Consider the following 20,583-nt stretch of genomic DNA (forward strand, 5'->3'; position numbering starts at 1 on the left):
AGCAGGACGAGGAAGGGCCGATGCTGCAGCATCGGCCCTTCCTCCTTGTCCACAGGACTTATCCACAGCGGGGATAACTTACACACATGTAATTCCACAGCTGTGGATAAGCGTGGCCCGGATTTCCGGGCTCTTCCGTGAATCATCAACAATTCTGTGCACACCTGTGGATAACGTCATGCACACCGTGTGTACAGCCGCCGGAGATCTCGGACGGCAGGTCAGCTGTGGGTGGAGCAGACGGGATCTGCCCCTCGTCGACGGGGGAGGGCCAGGGAACAGCGGCGATCGCGATCGCCCCCTGACGCAGCATCGCCGCGGACCCGGGTCCGCGGCGATGCTGCTCTGCCCGATGATCGCGGGCCACTGCTCCTCCTGGGTGTCAGCGCCACCTGGTGGTCATCAGGAACCCGATGATCGCGATGCCGAACCCGACCAGGATGTTCAACGAACCCCAGGCCTCCACGGGCAGGGTGGACTCGGAGATGTAGAACGTGATGATCCAGAGCAGGCCGACGATCATCAGGCCGAACATGACGTACTTGTACCAGGCCGGATTCGGCTTGGGCTGCGAGGACTTCGCGGCAGGCGCCGTGGTGCTGGCTCTCTTGCGGGGCTTCGACTCGGGCACGGCTTCTCCTCGACGGGGCGCAGCCGCGGATCAGCTGCACCGATGGTCTCGCTGGCCGCCCGAAGGTGCCGGGCCCCGCAGGATACCCTGAGGGAGCAGCGACACCCGGCGGCCCGGTTCTCCGACGATTCTAGCCAAGAACCGTGGCCGATCAGTGCATCCCGAGCGGCAGGAGCGGCAGTGGCCAGGTCTACGCTCGACGCCGCTCCCGTGGCCCGTACCGATCGCGGATCCGTGCGCCGTCGTCGTTCGCCCGTGCAGCTGGTCGTCCAGATCGTCGGTGAGCTGCTCATCACGGCCGGGCTGGTGCTGCTGCTGTTCGTCGCCTGGGAGGTGTGGTGGACGAACATCGACGCGGACATCAAACAGGACCAGGCGCTCGAGGAGTTCTTCTCGGAAATCCCGGTCCCGCCCGCATCGAGCGGACCTGCCCCGTCGACCGGTTCCGTGCCTCCGACCGGTGAGGACTTCGGGGAGCCCGCCGTGCTCGAGCCGGACGCCCTCACGGGGACGTTCGGCGTGGCCTACATCCCCCGCTTCGGGGAGGACTATTCACGCCCCATCACCGCGGGCGTGGGGACGGATGTGCTCGACAACCTGGGATTGGGCCACTACCCGGGAACCGCCGCTCCCGGCCAGGTGGGTAACATCGCCCTTGCCGGGCATCGTCAGACGCACGGTCAGGTGCTCGACCAGATCCACACCCTCGTCCCCGGGGACCGCATCTACCTGCAGACCCGTGCCGGGTACTACACCTACGTGTTCCGCAACACCGAGATCGTCCTCCCGGACCAGGTCGACGTGATCGCCCCGGTACCGACGGAGCCGGGCGCCGAGCCGGTGGACCGGATCCTCACGCTGACCAGCTGCAATCCGCGTTTCGGGGCGCAGGAGCGTATCATTGCCTACTCGGTGATGGAGTCCTGGCGTCCGACGGAGGCAGGTCCCCCGCCCGAGATCGCGGAGCAGGTCACCCGCACCGCAGGACGTGGATAGGGCTCATGTACGGACTGATCTTCCGGGCACTCCCCGGACCGCTGTGGATGCGCATCCTGCTGTCGGTGATCCTCGTGGTGGCGGCTGTCGCCGCACTCATGGTCTTCGTCTTCCCCTGGTTCTCGCAGTTCAACCCGCTCACGGATTCAACGATTGGTTCCCCGTAACTCATGGCTGACACCACCCGCATCCTCGTCGTCGACAACTACGACAGCTTCGTCTACACGCTGGTCGGCTACCTCCAGGAACTGGGCGCCGAGACCACCGTGGTCAGGAACGACGACGTCACCCTGGCGGAAGCCGAGGACATGGCGGCCTCACGTGATGGCGTGCTCATCTCGCCGGGCCCCGGCACGCCGTCCGAGGCGGGCGTCTGCGTTGACCTCATCCGCTGGTGCGGCGAGCAGGCGAAGCCGATGCTCGGCGTCTGCCTGGGCCATCAGGCACTCGCGGAGGCGTACGGAGGCCGGGTCACCCATGCGCCCGAGCTCATGCACGGGAAGACGTCGCTGGTCGAGCACGACGGTACGAGCGTGTTCCGCGGCCTGCCGTCGCCGGTCACGGCTACGAGGTACCACTCCCTCGCTGCCGTCAGTGACGACGTCCCGGCGGACCTCGCCGTCACGGCCCGGACCGCCAGCGGCATCATCATGGGCCTCGAGCACCGGACAGCTCCCCTGACGGGTGTGCAGTTCCACCCCGAGTCCGTCCTCACGGAGGGGGGCTACCAGATGCTGGGAACCTGGCTGGAGTCCCTCGGTCTCGAGGGCGCCGCCACCCGGGCCGCAGGGCTCAGTCCGCTCATCGCCCGTTAGGGGCGCAGCGGTCTAGGTGCCGTCCTCCGTGCGGCGGGTCTCGGATCCGCCGTCGTCCGGCCCCTCCGTGGGTTGCCCGCTGGGCTGATCCGTCGGAGTGGGACGCGGTTCCGTCGGTTCCGTCGGTTCCGCCGTCGGGGCGGGGGGCGCCGTGGCAACGGTCAGGATGATCTCCGTCCCCTGGTCCACCTGCGACCGGGCCTCGGCGGACTGCTCCGTGACGATGCCCGGCGCCACCACGCTGTTCTCGGCCTCACGGACGGTGAACGGCAGCTGGACAGCCGGATCCGCCAGAAGGGCCTCCGCCTGCTGCACGGTCAGGTCGGTGAGGAGCGGCACCACCACCTTGCCGTTGGAGAGCACCAGGTCCACGGCACTACCTGCCGGTACCATCTGTCCGGCCTGCGGACTCGTGGTGAGGACCCGGCCCTGCGCGACCTCCGCGCTCGTCTCCTCCGTCACAGTGCCACCCCGCAGGCCGAGCTCCTCGAGCTGGTCACGGGCGGAGGCTTCGGTCAGTCCGGCGAGCGAGTCGGGTACCGCGATGTTCGCGGGTCCCTGGGAGACCGTGATGTTCACGCGTGACTCCGGATCCACGGAGGCGCCCCCGGACGGATCGGACGAGATCACGGTGCCGGCCTCCACCGTGGCGTTGTACTGCTCGTCCGAGGAGGGCACCAGCCCGGCATCGACGATGGCGTCCGTCGCGTCCTCCTCCGTCATCCCGACGAGATCGGGCACGACGACGGTGGTGGCAGTCGGTTCTGTGCGATTCTCCGAGATCGTGGTGAGCAGGGCGTAACCGCCGGCGAGCACCAGCAGCACGGCGACGAAGAATACGGTGAACCACGCGGCCCGGGAGGACCGACGTCGGCGGTCCCCGTGGCGGTCGGGGTCGTTCCCCCGGTCCAGGACGTCGAAGTGATCGTCCTCGGAGTCCTCCACGGTCGCGGTGCGGTCGGGAAGGCCGCGCTCGGCGGGAATGCGGTGCAGGGTCCGGGTCCGCGGGTCAGGGGTGGCCGCCGATGCACCCGCGAGCGACGCTGCGCCGGGACCGGCGGCGGTCGCCGTTCGTCGGGTGACGTCGAGGGCTTCGGTCCGCAGAGTGCCGGTCGCCGCGAGGACGATCCCCCGGCCGGCGTCCAGCAAGGCCCTGCGGAAGGCGGCGGCATCCTGGAACCGGTCCTCCCGGTTCTTCTGCAGTGCCTTCGCCAGGACGGAGTCGAGGGCAGGCGTGAGAGCGGGGTTGAAACTGCTCGCCGCGGGTGCCTCCTCACGGACGTGCTGGTACGCCACGGAGACCGGACTGTCACCGACGAACGGTGGCCGTCCCGTGAGCATCTCGAAGAGCAGGCACCCCGCCGAGTACAGGTCGCTCCGCGTGTCGACGATCTCCCCGCGAGCCTGTTCGGGTGAGAGGTACTGGGCGGTCCCGAGGACCGCCTGGGTCTGCGTCATGGTGGCCTGGGAATCAGCCATCGCACGGGCGATCCCGAAGTCCATGACCTTCACGTCGCCATCGGGCGTGATCATGACGTTGGCCGGCTTGATGTCGCGATGCACGATGCCGGCCTTGTGGCTGTACTGCAGTGCGCCGAGCACACCGGCGAGATACGTGATGCTGTCCTCGGGCGTGAGGTCGCCGGCCTTCACATGGTCGCGGAGGGTCCGGCCCTGCACGTACTCCATGACGATGAACGGCACCCGGACCTCGTGCTGCGGTCGGTCCGGGATCTCCTCCTCGCCGGTGTCGTACACGGCGACGATGCTCGGGTTGTTCAACCCGGCGACCGCCTGCGCCTCCCGACGGAACCGCGACTGGAACAGCGGATCCCGCGCGAGGTCCTTGCGGAGCACCTTGATCGCGACGGACCGCCCGAGCCGCAGGTCGCGGCCGAGGTGGACGTCGGCCATGCCGCCGCGGCCGATCAGCTCGAGCACCTCGTAGCGCCCGTTCAGGATCCGGTGATCGGTCATGAGCCGCCGTCCTCCCGGCGACGGTCCGCGGAACAGGTCATGATCCCGAGGCCGCCGTCTCCGTCGGAGCCGGCGTCGAGGTGCCCGGCGCCGGTGTCGTCGGAGCGGGTTCCGGCGCGGCCGGGGGGCCGTCCGAGACCACGTAGTCGACCTGCGTACCCGGATCGAGGGCGGCTCCCGCGCCCGGATCCAGGCGGAGCACGGTACCCGCCGGCTGCTGCGATTCCTCGCTGCCGACGTTGACGGGCCTCAGCCCGAGCTCGACGAGGATGCTCTCGACCTCCGCGGAAGGACGACCCTGCAGGCCACCGGGGACAGTCACCTGTTCGACCGGCTCAGGACCTCGGGAGACGGTCAGGGTGATGTCCGTCCCGGGTCGCTGGAGACCACTGGGGTTGATGGCGATGACGGTACCGGGGTCCTGGTCGGCAAATTCCTCCTCGACATTGACGCCGAATCCGAGAGCGATGAGGCGCTGTGTGGCGTCCTGCTGGGATCGTCCGAGGAACTCGCTCGGCGAGATGGTCACCGCTTCGTCGGCCTCGGCCGTACTGGGAGAAGGGGACGCAGAGGTGGTGCTCGGTGTCGCCGACGGGGACCTGCTCGGCGTCCGCGCGGGCGTGGCGCTCGCCGACGTACTGGTGGTCTCGGCGGGGACGTTCTCGGCATCGTCCCCGGCCAGGATGGGCTGCAGGACGAGGAACGCGATCGCTGCAAGGGCGAGCAGCAGCAGGACGATGAGCGGGATCAGCCAGGGGCTGCGCCGGTTCTCCTCCTCGCGGTAGGCCGGGACGGGGTCGACGACGTCCGGGTCCTCCTCCGACCAGTCCTTCGACGCCGCGAGCGCTGCGGCTGTGCCGGCAGCGGCGGGGGCGGCGACGGTGGGCAGGGCCGAGGTCGTGGGCGGCGGGACCGCCGTCGTCGCCCGGGTGTCCTGCCGCGGTACCGCGGCGGTCGGGGTGTCCGTGCCGGCCGCGAAGGCGAGCATGCCGGGTACGGCCGTCTCGGCGGCCCGGACGTCACCGGACCGGATGGCGTCCACGGCGCGCGCCAGCGATTCGGCATCACGCGGCCGGTCGGCGGGATCCTTGGCGAGCATCGAACCGATCAGGGCACGGACGGGCCGCGGGATCGATTCGGGCAGGGGCGGCGGGGCGTCGTTGACCTGCGCGAGGGCGATCGCGATCTGCGACTCGCCGGAGAACGGCCGGCGCCCGGCCAGCAGCTCGTAGCCGATGACGCCGAGCGCGTAGATGTCGGACGACCCCGTGGCCGGCTGTCCCGTGGCCTGCTCGGGAGCGAGGTACTGCGCCGTGCCCATGACCTGGCCGGTCGCGGTCAGAGGGACCTGGTCCGCCAGGCGGGCGATGCCGAAGTCGGTGATCTTCACCCGGCCGTCGGGCATGACGAGGATGTTCCCGGGCTTCACATCGCGGTGGACGAGGCCCTGGCGGTGGGCGACGGCGAGGGCCAGGGCGGTCTGCCCCACGATGGAGAGTGTCCGGTCCGGTGAGAGCACCTGCTCCTTCTCGATGACCGCGGACAGCGGCTGCCCGGGGACGAGCTCCATGACGAGGTAGGCCGACCCGCCCTCCTCGCCGTAGTCGAAGACGTTCGCGATCCCCTCGTGGTTCAGCAGCGCCGTATGGCGTGCTTCGGCGCGGAAGCGGTTGAGGAAGGCGGGATCCCCGGAGTACTCCTCCTTGAGGATCTTGATGGCGACGACGCGGCCGAGGATCTGGTCGCGCGCCTTCCAGACCTCGCCCATGCCGCCGATGGCGATGCGATCGGTCAGCTCGAACCTGCCGCCCAGGGTGATTCCTGTGGTGGGCCTCATCTGTTCAACACCGCCTCTATGAGTCTCTTGGCACTGGGTGAGGTCAATTGCTGACCAGTGGGGATGTCCACGTTCTCCATCACGATCGATATGGCCACCTGCGGATCGTCCGCGGGAGCGAAGCCTGTGAACCATGCGTTGTCCCCGACGTCGGAGAACTCTGCCGTTCCTGTCTTGCCGGCGACGGCGACACCGGGGACCTGGGCCCCGGTCGCGGTGCCGTTGTCCACGACGTTGACCATCCAGTCGGTGAGCTGGTCCGCCGTCTCCTGGCTGACCGACTGCTGCATGAGCTCCGGTTGCGGGGACTCGATGAGCTCGAGGTCCGCCGCGCGGATGGACTTCACGAGCTGCGGCTTCATGAGTTGGCCGTCGTTCGCGATGGCTGCCGCGACCATGGCCATCTGCAGGGGCGTCACACGCGTGTCGAACTGTCCGACGGCGGACTGCGCGAGCTCCGGTTCGGAGAGGTCCGACGGGAAGCTGCTCGCCACCACGTCGGTCGGGATGGCGAACGTCTCGCCGAAGCCGAACCGAGCAGCCTGTTCCTGGATGGCCTCCTCGCCGAGATCCAGGGCGATCTGCGCGAACGCCGTGTTGCAGGACTGCTCGAGTGCGAACTCCAGGTCCGCCGTCGGCCTGCTCGCACAACCACCAGCGACGAAGTTCGGCAGGGAGTACTCGATGCCCGGGAACTCGAGGGCGGGCGGATTCGGGATCTGGGACTCCGCGTCGTAGCGGCCCGATTCCAGGGCAGCTGCGGCGTCGATCAGCTTGAACACCGAACCGGGAGACACGAGGGACTGCGTTGCAGGATTGGTGTAGAAGGACAGTCCGGGCTGTTCGGACAGTGCCGCGGCGTTCTCCGCGATGACGCCCGTGTCGTGACCGGCGAGCAGGTTCGGGTCGTACGTCGGCTTGGAGGCCATCGCGAGGATGTTGCCGGTCGACGGTTCGAGGACCACGATCGACCCACGTTGGCCCTCGGGGATGAGATCGAAGGCGAGCCGCTGGATCTCGGGGTCGATCGTCAGCTCCACGTTCGCGCCCTGGGCATCCACACCGGAGAACAGGCGCACCACGCGGTCGTAGAAGAGGGAGCTGTCCGTCCCGGAGAGGATCTCGGTCTCCGCCAGTTCGAGCTGCGACGACCCGAGCGAGAGCGAGTAGTAGCCCGTGAGGTGTGCGTACAGATCCGGTTCGTTGTACACGCGCTGATAGTTGAACTGGTCGTTGGACGGGACGGACTCCGCGATCGCCCGACCGTCCACCAGGAGGGCGCCGCGCTGGCGGCCGAACTCCTGGTAGAGCTGGCGGCTGTTCCACGGATTTTCCGTCAGATCCTCGGCCTGGAAGAACTGCACGAAGGTCAGGGACCCGAGCACGAGGGCGAACATGCCGATCGCCACGACCCATGCACTGCGGATGGCCTGGTTCATCGGGTGGTCTCCTTCGCCGACTTCTTGGGCTTGCCGCTGACACCGAGCGCCTCGGGGAACGAGTCCTTCATCGGGGCGCTGGGTGCGGGCCGGCGTGCTGTCTCGGAGATGAGCAGGATCAGCGCCACGATCAGCCAGTTGGCCAGCAGCGAGGAACCACCCGCGGACATGAAGGGCGTCGTGAGCCCGGTGAGGGGGATCAGTCGCGTGATGCCGCCGATCACGACGAAGCACTGCAGGGCGATCGTGAAGGACAGGCCGCAGGCGAGCAGTTTGCCGAATCCGTCCTTGGTGCCGAGGGCGGCGCGGATGCCACGTGAGACGAGCAGCACGTAGAGCATGACGATCGCGACCACGCCGATCAGCCCGAGCTCCTCGCCTAGAGCTGCGATGATCATGTCGCTGTTGGCATATGTCACCAGGTCCGGGCGTCCTGCCCCCAGTCCGGTGCCGATCAGTCCGCCGTTCGCGAGGCCGAACAAGCCCTGCACCACCTGGGCGCTGCCGCCGGGAGCCCGGTCGTAGACCTCGGGTGCGAAGGCGTTGATCCAGGAGTCGAAGCGGAGGGCCACATGGCTGAAGAGTTCGAGGGCGACGAAGACTCCGACGCCGATCATCGCCAGGCCGATGAGTACCCAGCTGACGCGGCTCGTGGCGACGTAGATCATCACCATGAAGAGTCCGAAGAAGAGGATCGAGGAACCGAGGTCGCGCTGGAAGATCAGCACGCCGATGCTCACGAGCCAGGCGGCCGCCATGGGGGCCAGGTCGCGGAAGCGGGGCAGCTGGAGGGGCCCGATCTTCTTGCCGGCCAGCAGGATCAGATCACGATTGGTCGAGAGGTACCCGGCGAAGAAGATGGCGAGGGTGATCTTCGCGATCTCACCCGGCTGGAACGTCCCGAATCCGACGGAGATCCAGATCCGGGCACCGTTGATCTCGAGGCCGAGCGGGGTCAGCGGCAGCAGCAGCAGGATGGCACTGACGATCAGGGAGATGTAGGTGAACCTGCGCAGGATCCTGTGGTCGCGCAGGACGATCAGCAGGATCGCTGCCGAGCCCATCGCCACGGCGGTCCAGAGCACCTGCTGCGGTGCAACCTGGACGAAGTCGGGGTTCACCTGCGCGGCCGAGAGATCGAGGCGATGGATCATCGCCAGGCCCACCCCGTTGAGGGCGACGACGATGGGAAGGATCACCGGATCGGCATACTTCGCCTTGACCCGCAGGATCAGGTGGATGAACAGGCTCATGACGCCCAGCGTGATGGCCTGCGACCAGAAATAGTCACCGAGCGGTTCCTCGCGCCCGATACCCGCGAGGTAGTTGGCGCCGACGGCGACCGCGAGGGCCAGGAGCAGCAGGAAGAGCTCGACGGTCCGCCGGGACCTCGGGACGGTCAGGACATCACTCATTGGCTGCACCTCCGCAGTCGACGGGGGCCGGAGCCGCGCCCGCGGAGGCGCCGGGGGAAGGGGTCGCGGCAGTGCTCGGGGACGTACTCGGGGACGCGCCCGCGCTGCCGCCCGCGGTTGCGGTGGCGGAGGGAACCGGCGACGCACCCTGGGAACGCGGCCCGGAGGACGGCGAGGCCGTCGCCGTGGGCCGCGGACCAGCAGGTTCGGACGGCGTCGTGGCTGCCGATCCCGACGGGGAGGGGACGGGCGCCGATCCCGACGGGGAGGGGGCCGGGGTCGAGGGCGATGCCGTACCTGTGCCGGCGGGATCGCAGGACACGGCGCGAAGTTCTCCGCGGAGATCGCCGATGATCCGCTGGGCCTCCTCGAGGCCCGCGGCCGGAAGGGTGTTGGCGACCTGGGACCGCTGGTACTCGGGGAGGTTCGAGACCGGGATGTCCGTCGTCTCGTAGAGCGTGCTGAGGCTGATGGGACCGATCCGCTGGGGGACGCCGGTGAAGATGGCCACGCGGTTGTCCGCCTCGGCGACGTAGTACCGCGTCTGCGTCCAGGTGTAGCCGAGGCCGAGGACCGCGACGAGGATCAGGGTCATCAGGGACAGGAAGGCCGGGACGAGCCAGCGCCGCTTCCGTACCGGCTGCTCGTCCTCGTCCTCCTCCACGGCGGCACTTCCGGCACCGTGGGTCAGCATCATCGCGGCCCGGCGTTCGGTGGACCGCTGCGTCACGATCGGGATCTGGCCGGTCTCGGTCGCCAGGGCCGCTGACCCGACGAGGACGTGCGGCCTCGTGAGGAGGTCCTGGCGGATGACGTCGGCCCGGATGGCCGTTCCCGGCAGGTCTCCCTGCGCGTCGATCGCGCGCGAGGCAGCAGCGGAGGAGCCGTCCCGCTCGCCCGCTGCCTGGCGTGCGGGCGGGATGGAGGTGGGCGGCGCGACGTCGCCGTCCGCCTCTGCCACCTCGATGACGGCAATGGTGATGTTGTCCGGGGAGCCACCCGCGAGGGTGAGTTCGACCAGCGTGTCGACGCAGTCGCGGAGGTCGGTGGTCTCCCGCATCACCTGCTCGACGACGCGATCCGAGAGGACGGCGTTCAGCCCGTCCGAGCAGAGCAGCCACCGCTCGCCGGGCTCGGCGTCGAACGCGTGGAGGTCCAGTTCCGGGCTCGCATCGACGTCACCGAGGACCCGCATCAGCACGTTCTTGTGCGGATGGACATCGGCTTCCTCGGGCCTGAGGCGGCCCTCGTCGATCAGCCGCTGGACGAAGGTATGGTCCGTGGTGATCTGCTCGAAGACGCCGTTCTTCAGGCGGTAGGCGCGGGAGTCACCGATGTGCGCCAGGTTCAGCGTGCGGTCCTCGAGGAGGACGGCCGTCACCGTGGTGCCCATGCCGGCCAGCTGTGGATTGGTCGCCACGAGTTCGGAGAGCAGCGAGTTCGCGGTCTGGATCTCGTCCGCGAGGTGCGTCCCGGCGTCGCCGTCGTGGCTGCCGTGATCGAGGTGGACGAGATCCAGGACGGTGGACGCGGACGCGACGTTGCCACCTGCGTGCCCGCCCATGCCGTCGGCGACGACGGCGAGGTAGCGGCCCGCGTAGGCCGAATCATCGTTCTTCGCCCGCACCATGCCCACGTCGGAGCGGGCAGCGAACCTCAGGGCAAGCCGCACTCCTACGGCCTCAATTCGATGACCGTCTTGCCGATCCGGATGGGGACGCCCGGTTCGACGGGCAGCGCACGCGTGAGCTGGGCACCGCCGAGGTACGTCCCGTTGGTGGATCCGAGGTCTTCGATGAACCAGCGGCTGCCCTGCGGGAACAGTCGTGCATGGCGGCCGGATGCGTAGTCGTCCTCGAGGACGAGCGTCGCCTCCTGCGCCCTACCGAGCAGGATGGGGCTTGCGGCGAGGTCGAGGGTGGTTCCCGTGAGCGGTCCCTCGGTGACGACCAGTCGATGGGCGGCGGCCCGCGCGGGTGGAGGTTCCTCGACGAGCTCCGGGTTCTTGCGGATCTCCCGAGCGGTGGGCGTACCGACCTTGTTGCGTCGGCCCACCACGAGATCCCGCCGCAGGGCGCCGACCGTACTGAGGACCAGGATCCAGAGGAGGATGAGGAACCCGAAGCGCAGGAGCGTGACGGTGAGCTCGCCGGCTTCGCTCATCGCTGGCCGCCCTCGCTCTGTGCCTGGACGAGCCGGAAGGTCAGACGCGACCGCCCCACGGTGATCATGGAGCCATCCGTCAGTTCGGCCTGGCCGTCGACGCGCTGGCCGTTGACGTAGCTGCCGTTCGTGGATCCGAGGTCGACGGCGTAGGTGCGGCCTCCCTGGCTGCGGATCTCGAGGTGGCGCCGGGACACACCGGTGTCGTCGACGAGGATGTCCGCCTCTGACGAACGTCCGAGCACGATCGACGGGGAGTTGAGGGAGTAGCGCCGGCCGTCGACGTCGAGGACGGCCTGGTATCGGGTGGGCTGGCGCCGCGGCGCGGCCGGAGCGGACGGGGCGATAGGCCGCCGCGCAGCCGCCTCCTTCTCCATGGAGGAATCGATCTCGAAGACGCCCGCCTTCAGATCCTGGTCGTGCTCGAACGAGACGCGGACCGGACCCTGCAGCGTGTACTGCTGACCGTTGACGTGCGCGATCACGACGTCGCACAGTTCCTCGGCCAGGGCCGAGCCCCACTGCTGTGCGCGTTCGAAGTCGGAGTCGGAGAGGCGCGCGGTGAAGACGTTGGGAGCCAGTGTTCGGCCCTGCGCGAGAACGAGGGAGCGGGTGTCCAGTTCCTTGCGGAGCGCACTCGCGATCTCGAGGGGCTGGACCTGGGACTTGGAACCCGTGGCGAAGGCACCGCGGACCAGCTTTTCGAGCCCGCGCTCCACGTTGTCCAGAATGCCCATCGTCCGCCTCCTCCCCTGTGCCGCCCTGTGGCCTCGGCCCTGCCAGCGGTCTGCTGGGGGCTTCACCCGGTCCTTCTGACGGCAGTGTCCAGCCGGGCATGTTCCCTCCGATACTACTGGGAGCCTCCGGGAATGGGCTCCAGGGTGGCGGTGCCCGGATCACTTTGTCCTAACGATCGCCCGGCGCGCGCTCGGGCCCGGTGTCGCCGTGGTTCTCCCTGCTCCGTGCGGTTTAGGTGATTGCGGTGGCGCTCGGCTATGCTTGTCTCTGCTGTTCACAACACCTGCGCCTGGCGCACGGAGTTGGAATCTCGAATTGCGCGAGTGGCGGAACGGCAGACGCGCTGGCTTCAGGTGCCAGTATCCGAAAGGGTGTGGGGGTTCAAATCCCCCCTCGCGCACAGTGCAGTGGTACATCGGGAAGGGCCTCCGCTCAGCGGGGGCCCTTCCTGCGTTCGGGCCAGTGGCCGAAGTCGGCGCCAAGTTGATTGACACAAGCAACGGTCGGTTGTTCACTGAGTGCATCGCACCCACTCAGGAGGAGCTCGATCATGAAGACATCCAGAACAGTCGCCGCCCTGTCGCTCGCAGCGTTGCTTGCGTCCGGAGCTGCCGCCGCTCCGGCGGTAGCCGTCGGTGAAGGCCCGAACTACGGTGGCAACGAGACGATCAACACGTCGATCCTGCGCACGTACGACGAGATGGTCGCGGAACTGAAGAAACAGGATGCACGCCAGCCGGCCATGGAGCTGGAGGTGATCGGGCAGTCGGTCAAGGGACGCGATCTCTATCTCGCGAAGTACATCTCCGACCCGGACAATCCCACCATCCTCTACCTGACCCAGCAGCACGGGAACGAGCAGCTGACCATGGAGGGGGCGCTCGAATACATCAAGCACCTCGGGACCGGCAAGACGAAGGGCGTGCTCGACGGCGTCAACATCCTCGTCGTCCCGATGCTCAACCCGGACGGGGCGATGGGAGACGTCGACTTCCCCCTCGACGGGTACATCGCCGACGGTGGCAGGACCCTGACCCGCGCCAACGCGACCGGGACGGACCTCAACCGCGACCACGTGGCGAAGATCCAGCCGGAGACGCAGGCGCTGCACGAGAACGTGATGGGCGTCTACGGCATCGACTACATGATCGACCTGCACCACCAGGGCACGCAGAGCGAGCGCGACGGCGAGCTGGTCTCGGGGTCGATCCTCTTCCCCACGACGCCGAATGCCGATCCCGACGTGGTCGAGGGGTCGAAGCGTCTGGGCGCCGTCGTGTTCGATGCCGTGGATTCGACGGGCTGGGGCCACCTCGGCCGCTACGTGGGCGGTTCGGCCGAGACGATCAGCCGCAACGGCATCGCCGTCGAGTACGGCATCTCGACGCTGCTGTTCGAGATGCGCGGCATGTCCGACAACACGAACGAGTCCGCGGTCCTCGGGCAGAAGAGCAACGGCTACCTCATCAAGCAGACGGTGACCACGCTCGATGCCACGGCGCGGGCCATCGCTGACGGCTCGATCGACACGGCGGACACCTCGTTCTGGGACACGCTCGCCGAGCAGACCACGCGCGACACCGAGTAGCGGTCCTGCCCCGCGGCTTCCGCCGACCTGCACCGGTCAGCGGAAGTCGCGGGACTTCGTGGTCGCCTTCAGCTGCAGCACCTCGATGCGGTCCGCCACGATGTTGACGATCCCCTCCGAGGACCGCTCGAGCACGCCGCGCACGATCACGCTGCTCGCCTCACGGGCCACCCTGCGGTGCCGCTGCCAGACACCGACCGAGCAGATGACGTTGACCAGGCCGGTCTCGTCCTCGAGATTCATGAAGGTGATGCCGCTCGCCGTCGCGGGGCGCTGCCGGTGCGTGACGACACCCGCCACCTCGACCCGCCGTCCCGACTCGGAGGTCTTCAGTTCGACGGCGGTCAGGGCACCCCGGCGCTTCAGCCGTTCCCTGGCATGGCGTACGGGGTGGTCGTCAGGAGTGATGCCCGTGGACCAGAGATCCGACCCGACTTTGTCGATGTCCGAGAGCTCGGGCATCAGCGGGGGCTGGATGTAGACCGCCGTCCCCTTGATCTGGCCCTCACGTTCCGTGGAGGCGGGTCCGGCGTTCCAGAGCGCCTCCCGGCGGGTCAGACCCATCGAATCGAAGGCGCCCGAGGCAGCAAGGGCCTCGAGCTGGCCCGCATCCGCCCCGGTCCGCCGCGCGAGATCCGGCATGTCCTCGTAGGGCCCGTTGAGCTCCCGTTCGGCGACGATCTTCTCTGCCAGCTTCAGCCCGAGCGTCTCCACGCTCGCGAGCCCCAGGCGGACCGCGTAGTTGCCGTCACGGCGGTGCGGGGTCGAGTCGAAGGGCGTGTCACGGTCGAAGTACCCGACCGGGGGCTGCTCGTCCTCCGTGCAGCAGTCCATGCCGGTGGTCCGCTCCCGGGGGTCCTCCGGCGGCTCGTACCCTTCCAGCGGCTCGAGGTCGGCGTGGACGCCCGAGTGCAGGATGTCCGGGCGCAGGACGACGGCACCGTGCCTCCGCGCATCCGCCACGAGGGTCTGGGGTGAGTAGAACCCCATGGGCTGTGCACGCAGGAGCGCTGCGAGGAAAGCCCCCGGGTAGTGGAGCCGGAGCCAGGCGCTGACGTAGACCAGCAGGGCGAAGCTGATCGAGTGGCTCTCCGCGAAGCCGAAGTTCGCGAAGGCGTGGATCTTGTTGTAGATGGCATCGGCGACGGGGCCGGTGATGCCGTTGGACTCCATGCCCTCGTACAGCTTGGCCTTCAGGGAATCGATCCGCTCCTCGCCGCGCTTGGACCCCATGGCCCGGCGCAGGAGATCGGCGTCCGCTCCGGAGCAGCCACCCACCACCATGGCCATCTGCATGAGTTGCTCCTGGAAGAGGGGAACCCCGAGCGTCCGTTCGAGCACGGGCTTGAGGTCGGGATGGATGTACCGGACCTCCTCCTCGCCCATCTTCCGCTTGATGTAGGGGTGCACGGCACCGCCCTGAATGGGTCCGGGCCGTACGAGTGCCACCTCGATCACGAGGTCGTAGAACTGGCGTGGCAGCAGGCGCGGGAGCATCCCCATCTGGGCGCGGCTCTCCACCTGGAACACCCCGACGGAATCCGCGAAGCACAGCATGTCGTACACGCCCTGCTCCTCCTTGGGGATGGTGTGCAGCTCCCACGTCTCACCGAAGTGCTGCTCCACGAGGTCGAAGTTGTACTGGATCGCAGCGAGGATCCCGAGGCCCAGCAGGTCGAACTTCACGAGTCCCATCCAGGCGCAGTCGTCCTTGTCCCACTGCAGGACGGTCCGGCCCTCCATGCGCCCATGCTCGATAGGGCATACTTCTCCCACCGGTCGATCGGTCAGGACCATCCCGCCCGAGTGGATGCCCATGTGGCGCGGGAATCTGAGGACCTCCTGGGCCAGGCCCACCACCGACTCCGGGATGTCGTGGTCGTCGCTCGAAACGAGCCCGCCCCAACGCTCGATCTGCTTGGACCATGCGTCCTGCTGGCCCGGGCTGTGCCCCAGGGCCTTGGCCATGTCGCGGACCGCGAACTTGGGACGGTAGGTGATGACGTTGGCCACCTGTGCGGCGTTGAACCGTCCGTACTTCCGGTAGACGTACTGGATGACCTCCTCGCGGCGGTCCGAATCGAAGTCGACGTCGATGTCCGGTTCCTCGTCCCGCATGCTGGAGAGGAACCGTTCGAACGGGAGCTGGTACTTGATGGAATCGACAGCCGTGATCTCGAGCAGGTAGCAGACCGCCGAATTGGCGGCCGACCCCCGTCCCTGGCAGAGGATCCCGTTGCGACGCGCGTAGTGCACGAGGTCGTGGACGATCAGGAAGTACCCGGGGAAGTTCTTGTCCTCGATCACCTCGAGCTCGCGCTCGATCCGTTCCCGGACATCCGCACGGTTCCCGTAGAGCTTGTCCGCCCCCTGCCAGACGAGCTCGCGCAGGTAGCTCATCTGGGTATGGCCCTCCGGCAGGTCGATGTTCGGCAGACCGGGTTTCACGCTGCGGAGCGTGAAGGAGAGATCGGCGGCGATCTCCACGGTGCGCTCCACCGCGCCGGGATAGGCCCTGAAGCGGCGCGCCATCTCGACCCCGCTGCGCAGGTGGGCGGCCCCTGCTGCGGGAAGCCAGCCGTCCATCTGGTCCAGGCTCCGCCGTGCGCGGACCGCGGCGAGGGCCGAGGCAAGACGGTGCTGCTTCGGCGTGGCGTAGTGCACGTTGTTGGTGGCCACGGTGGGCAGTGACAGCCGGGCGGCCATCGAGGCCAGCACGTCATTGTGGGCCGTGTCCAGCGGATTGCCCTGATCGGTCAGTTCCACGGCGACGGACTCCTTCCCGAACAGGTCCACGAGCAGCCGGAGCTCCGCTTCTGCTGCGGATTCCCCCGCCGCGACGAGGGCTGAACGCACGGTCCCCTTCCTGCACCCCGTGAGGATCATCCATTGGCCGGCGGCATGGCCCGCAAGGCTCTCCAGGTCGTAGCGGGGCTTGCCCTTCTCCGCATCGGTGGCGAGCTGTGCCTCCGTGATGGCCGTGGACAGGCGGTGGTAGCCCGCGGATCCCCGGGCCAGGACCAGCAGGTGGCGTCCTTCGGGATCGGCCTCCCCGTTCTGCGGCCTGGACAGTTCGAGGGAGAGTTCCGTCCCGTACATGGTGGAGAACCCGGGATACTTCTCGGCGGCCTCGGCGAAGTGGACAGCGCCGTACAGGCCGTCGTGGTCGGTCAGCGCCATGCCGGACAGGCCGAGCCGCTGCGCCTCCTCCGCGAGGTGTTCCGGGCTGGACGCACCGTCGAGGAAGCTGAAGTTGGAGTGGACGTGCAGTTCCGCGTAAGGCACCACGGGACCCTCGGGAGCGGAGGCCTCCACCGGTGCGGTGTAGGGCTGGCGTTTGCGGGACCAGGCGGGGCTGTCACCGCCGTCGGCCCCGAGGGGTGGAGCTCCCGGACGCGTGTCGGACAGGTTCCGCTCGAAGTCCGACCACGGGATGGGTGGGTTGTTCCAGCCCATGGCGTCCCCCTGTCCCGGCTGTGCGTGCTGTGCGTGCTGCGTGGTGTTCTTCGTTGTGGTGCCCCGCCATGCTCCCGCTGGTGTCCGAGGCAGGGCGGGCCGTCAGTCGTAGCCGGCCTCGACCCACCAGGCATGGTCCTCGAGGAGCAGCAGCCAGGCAGATCCTGACTGGTCCACCAACTGGAACCGGTCGAGCACCCGGCCTTTCCGGTCCCACCAGCGTTCGTTGATGGGCCACGGTCCGGCCCAGGAGTGCACCGCGTGCCGGCCGCCGTCCGGACCTGTGCTGAAGAAGGCGGGGTCGGCGCTCAGGAGTCCGCGGGCGTCCACGTCCACCGGGTTGCCGCGGGAGTCGACGACGACCGCGGGAACCGGCTCGGCGTGCACGGTGGCGGGGGCGGGCCCTGGAAGACGGCCGGGCCAGGGCTGATTCCGATCCTTCAGGGGGACTGCGGCCGCCTGCTGCTGACCGGCGGGTGCATCCCCCCAGGGGACGAAGACCCGGCGGTCGGCCAGGAGACGCCCGCCGGCGACGATCGCGGTGAGCACGGCACCATGGCCCAGCATGCTCTGCACCCGGGCCAGGCCGTGATGGATCCCCTCGTCCGGGCCCGTACCCCAGAGCCCGTCGGCGTGGTCGCTGAGGTTCTCCACGATCTCGGGGACGACCTGCACGCGGGTGATGCCGGAGGTGAGGCCGTGGTCGGAGGCATTGGTCCCCTGGAGCTGCCAGCGCACGCGGTCCACGACGTCGTCGGCATCGAACCAGCGCGGGTGCTGCCAGCGGCGCTCGGAAGCCTCACCGGATTCGGTGTGCAGCGAGACGTGCAGCGCGGTGCAGACGAGCCCGGCCTCGCGGAGGGTGTCGACGAACTCGCCCGCCCGTGACCGGAAGGCGAAGGCGAGCTGGTCGATCCGGGCGAGGGGCGGCTCGAAATCAGCGACGGTGTCCAGGTGGGGAGGTGGTGTGCGGGCCACGACACTGCGGTGGTCGAGCCCACTGGCCTGGTGGTGCGCGAGGGCTCCCTCGATGCCGAAGCGGTTGCGGACGTCGGAGGCCCTGAGGGCCGCGAAGTCACCGAGCGAACGGATGCCGAGGCGTTTGAGCAGCACGGTGAGCTTGGGCTGTTCGAGGATCTCCAGCGGGTAGCTGCCGAGGAACCAGGCCGAGCGGCCCGCTGGAATGACGACGAGCTGCTCGACGTCGTCGTCCAGCTGATCGGTGGCCTTGGCCGCCTGTTCGGCAGCGAACGGCCCGTCGGCGATCCCGATCCGCACGTCGGTGAGTCCCATGGCGGCGAGGGTCCGGAAGACCACGCGTGCAGCCTCGGACTCGCTGCCGTAGTACCGCGACGGGCCCTTGGCCCTGACGGCGCAGAGTCCCGGGCGGACGACCTGGACGCCGGGCATGATCGTTTCCACCGCCGTGGTCACGGGTTCGAAGGTGCGTTCATCGAGCGAGGGGTCATAGGGCAGGGGGACGAGGTTCGTGCTGCGGGCCTGGGCCTCCCTGATACGCAGTCCCCGTTTCACGCCGTCCTGCCGCGCCGCAGGGGAACATGCGAACACCTCACCACGGTCCACGAGGGCGAGGGGCGTCTCGGCGGGCAGGGCGTGTTCACGCAGGGCCGCGGTGATGGGCCAGTCGGGGCACCAGAACATCAGGGTCCGGGTGGCGTGGGCCGAACCGGCGGGCAGGGCTGGGAGGGCCGATGTCACGAGGACCTCACCAGCTGGGGTTCGAAGAGGGTGTGGGTGCCGGAGTCCGGTGCTCCCGGTGCTCCCGGTGCTTCCGGTGCTCCCGGTGTGTACGCGGCCGAGGGCGCGGATCCGCCCGTCGGAGTGCCCTGCAGGTCGGCCAGCCCCACATAGGCGTGGCGCAGCCGGCCCGAGGGCTGTGTCGCGGTGATCTTCATGCGCCGCGACCTCAGGTGTCCCGTCCCCGAGCCCAGGCCCTCCCAGGCACTCTCCGCCACGCCGAGTGTCGAATCGCTCTGCTTCCAGGACCCCAGGGTGATCAGTGCTGCGCCTCGCTGGCGGAGCCGTGCCTTCAGCCTGGCCCATTCGGTGGGGGCGAGGTGTTCCGGCGCCCTGGTCAGGACGATCGAGACGACGTCGACGAGGGCAGCCGTGACGGTGAGCCACTGTGATCCCGGGTCCGGCACCAGGATGAGGCGTTCGAGGTTGATGCCGAAGCCCTGGGCCGCCTCGACGCTGAAGTCAGGCAGGCCGATGACGCTGCACCAGGCGCCCGTCGCGGACGGGCCTGCGAGCAGGGCCATGGCGAGGGAGGTGGAGTTGCGGACGGCGTAGGAGCCTCCGGACTGGAGACCTCCGCCCGGCAGGATCCGGGCGAGGGCAGGAACCGTGGGCAGCCGCCGGGAATCGAGCGTGACGGCCTGCATGCTGTTGATGCGGGACTGGAGCCCGAGGGCGATCTCGGCCGCGGACCCACCCTGACGGCCGGTGGGTTCCGGACGTGACGGTCCCCCGAGGTCGGGTGAGGGCTCATCCCATTCGAGGGCATGGCCGGCAGGTGGAGGCGTCACCCGTTAATATTCGAATACGTGTTCGATTAAGTCAATCGGCGCGCCTCCATGGGAATGTGCCTCTCCTATGGTAAGCGCGACTCTCCTCGGGAACGGGTCGGGCCTCCTCGGCAGGGAGGTCCGCAGCGGTTCGGCGGAGAACTCGATGGTAGGAAGGGCCTCTGACGATCCTGCGTCGGCGGCACCCGGGAAGGCCATGGCGACCGTCCGGAGCCGCAGGACAGCCGGAGGAGCAGGACGCGCTCATGGGGCTTCCACTTCCGGAGGCAGAGGGCAAGCAGTCGGGCACGCAGACAGGCAAGCGGCACGAGGTGAAGCGGACAGGCGCCCGGGCTCGTAGACAGGCAAGTGGCACGCGGGCAGGCACGAAGGGCAGGCAGGCAAGCGGCACGAGGCCAGGCGGACAAGCGCCCGGGCAGGTACGAGGGCACGCAGATGAGCGGGCGAGCAGGAGTCAATGGGCGTCAGCCGACCTGCACCCGATGGCTGGCAGCCATGCAGGCTGGGCAGCCGGGCGGCGTTCGATCCTCACTCCTGGGACACGCCAGGGTCAGGCAGGGCCGCGGTGGTCCCCGCAGGAGGGTCAGGCGTCGGAGGCCGTGCGCGCGGCGTCGCGCTCCTTGACCCGTGCCGCCTCCGCACGCACCGCCGCCTGCGTGGACCGCTCCGAGACCAGCCAGGCCGGCGGCTCCTGCAGCAGGGTGGTGATCTCCTCGCTCGTCAGGGGGTCGGTGATGCCGCCCCGGGCGAGTCCCCCGATCGAGATGCCGAGCTTCTGGGCGACGACGGGGCGCGGATGCGGCCCGGTGCGGCGCAGTTCGGCCAGCCATTCAGGGGGTGTCTGCTGGAGCTCGTTGAACTCCGCGCGCGTCAGCTCGGTCTCCTGGAAGTCCTGGGGCGCGGCGGGCAGGTAGATTCCCAGTTTCTTGGCCGCGGTGGCGGGCTTCAGGGTCTGGGGCGTCTTCGCGGGAGTCATGGA

General features: G+C 68.7%; 16 protein-coding genes and 1 tRNA gene. 5 read left to right on the forward strand and 12 right to left on the reverse strand.

Features of this window, described 5'->3' with window-relative positions:
* Positions 1-382: 382 nt before the first annotated feature.
* Positions 383-631 carry a cell division protein CrgA gene (locus NVV32_RS00080; RefSeq protein WP_055766139.1) on the reverse strand — a complete coding sequence of 83 codons (249 nt, stop codon included), beginning with the start codon at positions 629-631 and terminating at the stop codon, positions 383-385.
* Positions 632-811: 180 nt separating this feature from the next.
* Here NVV32_RS00080 and NVV32_RS00085 point away from each other — a divergent pair, with 180 nt between their 5' ends.
* The 3 genes from NVV32_RS00085 to NVV32_RS00095 are packed head-to-tail and all read left to right on the forward strand — an operon-like array spanning position 812 to position 2,442.
* Positions 812-1,627 carry a class E sortase gene (locus NVV32_RS00085; protein ID WP_422390947.1) on the forward strand — a complete coding sequence of 272 codons (816 nt, stop codon included), beginning with the start codon at positions 812-814 and terminating at the stop codon, positions 1,625-1,627.
* A 5-nt stretch (positions 1,628-1,632) separates the two neighbouring features.
* A complete protein-coding gene (locus tag NVV32_RS00090) occupies positions 1,633-1,794 on the forward strand; it encodes a hypothetical protein (RefSeq protein WP_200914763.1) in 162 nt (53 codons plus the stop codon).
* Between the two features lie 3 nt (positions 1,795-1,797).
* The gene (locus tag NVV32_RS00095; protein ID WP_422390948.1) at positions 1,798-2,442 is read left to right on the forward strand and encodes an aminodeoxychorismate/anthranilate synthase component II; all 645 of its coding nucleotides are present in this window, start codon (positions 1,798-1,800) and stop codon (positions 2,440-2,442) included.
* 12 nt (positions 2,443-2,454) lie between these two features.
* Here the strand turns inward: NVV32_RS00095 and pknB are convergent, their stop codons facing one another.
* From pknB to NVV32_RS00130, 7 genes are read right to left on the reverse strand one after another with little or no spacing between them, the layout of a single operon-like run.
* Complete coding sequence (pknB, locus tag NVV32_RS00100; RefSeq protein ID WP_422390949.1) at positions 2,455-4,419, reverse strand: Stk1 family PASTA domain-containing Ser/Thr kinase; 1,965 nt, start codon at positions 4,417-4,419, stop codon at positions 2,455-2,457.
* A gap of 37 nt (positions 4,420-4,456) precedes the next feature.
* The gene (locus NVV32_RS00105) at positions 4,457-6,256 is read right to left on the reverse strand and encodes a protein kinase domain-containing protein (protein ID WP_422390950.1); all 1,800 of its coding nucleotides are present in this window, start codon (positions 6,254-6,256) and stop codon (positions 4,457-4,459) included.
* A complete protein-coding gene (locus tag NVV32_RS00110; RefSeq protein ID WP_422390951.1) occupies positions 6,253-7,695 on the reverse strand; it encodes a peptidoglycan D,D-transpeptidase FtsI family protein in 1,443 nt (480 codons plus the stop codon). Before NVV32_RS00110 ends, NVV32_RS00105 begins: the two co-directional genes overlap by 4 nt.
* The gene (locus tag NVV32_RS00115) at positions 7,692-9,110 is read right to left on the reverse strand and encodes an FtsW/RodA/SpoVE family cell cycle protein (protein ID WP_422390952.1); all 1,419 of its coding nucleotides are present in this window, start codon (positions 9,108-9,110) and stop codon (positions 7,692-7,694) included. Before NVV32_RS00115 ends, NVV32_RS00110 begins: the two co-directional genes overlap by 4 nt.
* On the reverse strand, positions 9,103-10,740 hold the full coding sequence (locus tag NVV32_RS00120) for a protein phosphatase 2C domain-containing protein (protein ID WP_422392071.1): 1,638 nt from the start codon (positions 10,738-10,740) through the stop codon (positions 9,103-9,105). Before NVV32_RS00120 ends, NVV32_RS00115 begins: the two co-directional genes overlap by 8 nt.
* A gap of 44 nt (positions 10,741-10,784) precedes the next feature.
* Positions 10,785-11,273, reverse strand: coding sequence for an FHA domain-containing protein FhaB/FipA (locus tag NVV32_RS00125; protein ID WP_055766116.1), 489 nt, complete (start codon positions 11,271-11,273; stop codon positions 10,785-10,787).
* Positions 11,270-12,010 carry an FhaA domain-containing protein gene (locus tag NVV32_RS00130; protein WP_422390953.1) on the reverse strand — a complete coding sequence of 247 codons (741 nt, stop codon included), beginning with the start codon at positions 12,008-12,010 and terminating at the stop codon, positions 11,270-11,272. The genes NVV32_RS00125 and NVV32_RS00130 overlap by 4 nt, the downstream gene beginning before the upstream one ends.
* A gap of 318 nt (positions 12,011-12,328) precedes the next feature.
* Here NVV32_RS00130 and NVV32_RS00135 point away from each other — a divergent pair.
* Positions 12,329-12,411 (forward strand) — tRNA-Leu (locus NVV32_RS00135).
* A gap of 150 nt (positions 12,412-12,561) precedes the next feature.
* Positions 12,562-13,599 carry a M14 family zinc carboxypeptidase gene (locus NVV32_RS00140; protein ID WP_422390954.1) on the forward strand — a complete coding sequence of 346 codons (1,038 nt, stop codon included), beginning with the start codon at positions 12,562-12,564 and terminating at the stop codon, positions 13,597-13,599.
* Between the two features lie 36 nt (positions 13,600-13,635).
* Here the strand turns inward: NVV32_RS00140 and NVV32_RS00145 are convergent, their stop codons facing one another.
* The 4 genes from NVV32_RS00145 to NVV32_RS00160 all read right to left on the reverse strand — a co-directional run bounded on the left by NVV32_RS00145 (position 13,636) and on the right by NVV32_RS00160 (position 20,580).
* A complete protein-coding gene (locus tag NVV32_RS00145) occupies positions 13,636-17,055 on the reverse strand; it encodes an error-prone DNA polymerase (protein ID WP_055766108.1) in 3,420 nt (1,139 codons plus the stop codon).
* Positions 17,056-17,157: 102 nt separating this feature from the next.
* Positions 17,158-18,774 carry a DNA polymerase Y family protein gene (locus tag NVV32_RS00150; RefSeq protein ID WP_422390955.1) on the reverse strand — a complete coding sequence of 539 codons (1,617 nt, stop codon included), beginning with the start codon at positions 18,772-18,774 and terminating at the stop codon, positions 17,158-17,160.
* Entirely contained in the window at positions 18,771-19,604 is an 834-nt protein-coding gene (locus tag NVV32_RS00155; protein ID WP_422390956.1) for a hypothetical protein, read from the reverse strand. The genes NVV32_RS00150 and NVV32_RS00155 overlap by 4 nt, the downstream gene beginning before the upstream one ends.
* 583 nt (positions 19,605-20,187) lie before the next feature.
* Positions 20,188-20,580, reverse strand: a complete 393-nt coding sequence (locus NVV32_RS00160; RefSeq protein WP_152813616.1) for a DUF5997 family protein — start codon at positions 20,578-20,580, stop codon at positions 20,188-20,190.
* Between the last annotated feature and the right edge of the window lie 3 nt (positions 20,581-20,583).

This window comes from Arthrobacter sp. N1, assembly GCF_048288285.1.
Classification (GTDB): domain Bacteria; phylum Actinomycetota; class Actinomycetes; order Actinomycetales; family Micrococcaceae; genus Arthrobacter_D.